This window comes from Streptomyces sp. LS1784, from assembly GCF_020103755.1.
In the GTDB taxonomy this organism is placed as follows: Bacteria; Actinomycetota; Actinomycetes; order Streptomycetales; family Streptomycetaceae; genus Kitasatospora.
On the sequence record NZ_JAHSQD010001000.1, the window covers coordinates 1 to 1,704 of the forward strand.

At 76.7% G+C, this 1,704-nt stretch carries 3 protein-coding genes; all 3 read right to left on the reverse strand.

All coding sequences use genetic code 11. The annotated features are described in order from the left end of the window. Positions 1 to 443, reverse strand: a 443-nt coding sequence (locus KS423_RS45050) for a superoxide dismutase family protein (protein WP_224285452.1), incomplete at its 3' end; no start/stop codon positions are given. Positions 444 to 582: 139 nt separating this feature from the next. Then, complete coding sequence (locus KS423_RS45055; protein WP_224285453.1) at positions 583 to 1,002, reverse strand: type II toxin-antitoxin system VapC family toxin; 420 nt, start codon at positions 1,000 to 1,002, stop codon at positions 583 to 585. 226 nt (positions 1,003 to 1,228) lie between these two features. Next, positions 1,229 to 1,576 carry a hypothetical protein gene (locus KS423_RS45060; protein ID WP_224285454.1) on the reverse strand — a complete coding sequence of 116 codons (348 nt, stop codon included), beginning with the start codon at positions 1,574 to 1,576 and terminating at the stop codon, positions 1,229 to 1,231. Positions 1,577 to 1,704: the final 128 nt, after the last annotated feature.

The window sequence follows — 1,704 nt, forward strand, 5'->3', positions numbered from 1 at the left end:
CCCGGCCGCGGCCGCCAGGCCACCGCGGTGGTGGCGCTGCCCCGGCCCTGCCCGTCGGTGTGCAGCACCAGCCGCAGCTCGTTGCGCCCGTTGGCGTACGCCGGGTCGGTGGACGGCTGCACCGGGTCGACCGCGTCCTGGTAGTGCGGCCCGGAGGAGGCCGGGTCGGCCCCGCAGCTGCCGGTGTGCAGGTGCACCGGGAACTCGTGACCGGGGGCGAGCCCGGAGGCCGTCAGGGTGAGCGCCGTCCGCCCGGGCACCGAGTGGTCGGTGACGATCCGGGCGTGCGAGCCGTACGGCACCAGGTCGCTCGCGTAGCTGATCGCGGCCGGCGGGACGAAGGCGGTGGCCGGGTCGAAGTCGGCCTCGACGACGGTGACCGGCGAGGCGGCGGGGGCGAGCAGGGCCAGTGGCAGCAGGGCGGCGGCGAGCGGAGCGGTCATCGGTCGGGCCTTTCGGGGGCGGGGCGACGGGGCCCCCTGCTAAACGGCGCCGCCCCGGGAAGGACACCGCCCCGGGAAGGACACCGCCACCGAGGGCGCCCCCGCCCGGGAGCGCCGCCGCCCGTGCGGGCCGCGAGCCTCAGGCGGGCGGCTCGCGCCGGATCCCCCGGATCTCGCAGCGCGGCCCGCTGGCCCGCATCAGCCGCAGGTCGGCGGTGACCAGCGGCACCCCGTACCGCTCGGCGACCGCGACGTACGCGGCGTCGTCCGGGGTCAGGTTGTCCTTGAGCTCCCAGATCCGCCCGAGCAGCGGCGCCACCTCGACCTTGCGGACCTTGTGGGCCGCCACCTCCGCGAGTTCGCCGGTGACTTCGGCGACCCGTTCGGCGGTCAGTTCCTTGGCCAGGTAGAGGCCGCGCAGCGACTGCATCACCTCGATCACGATGTGCTCGGGCGCCAGCCACTCGCCGTCGGCGGCGAGTTCGGCCCGGGCGGCGGCCCCGCGCGGGCCCTCGTCGGCGAGCGCCAGCACCAGCGCGGACGCGTCCACCACGATCACCGGCCGACCCCCTTCGCCATGCGCCTCACCCGGCCAACCGTACCGGGAAGGCTCTCGGCCCTTCGGTCCGGGTGAGTTCGGTCCGGGTGAGGCGGTGAGGCCGTCGGCGGGCATGGTGCGCTCCGGCCGTCGTCGTGGAGCGGCCGGACCGTCTCCTCCCGTGACGACGTGGGGGCTGCGCCCGCTGTGCCTCATCGGACGCCTGAGCCCGGAAACCGCGTGACGATCAGCCCCCGGCCAGCAGCCCTGCCAGCAGGGAGACGGCGTTGGCGGTGCCGGCGGCGATCCAGGTCAGCGGGTCGCGCGGGCGCAGACCGGCGAGCGGGCACAGCAGCAGCGCCTCGACGGCGCAGACCGCCGCCTCGCTGAGCGCGAAGGTCGTCCAGTACGCTGCCGCCGGCCCGTCGGTCCAGTGCCGGAGGGTCCACCAGAGCAGTGGGTGCGTCACCAGGTTGACCAGGGCGGCGGCCGCGGCCGCCCGTCCGGGGCGGACCCGTCCGACGCGGACGAGGGCGACGGTGTAGACGGGTGTCTCGGTCAGCATGGTGAGGGCGAGGGCCACCGGGTAGCGCACGGCGGGGATCGTGCCATGAAGAGGGGGAACGTGGCGACCACGAGCGCAGGCGCGGCCACGAACGTCGGCGCACCCACGGCCGGGGGCGCCTGGCCCGCGCCCGGCCCGGCCGCCCGGCTGGGTGCCGC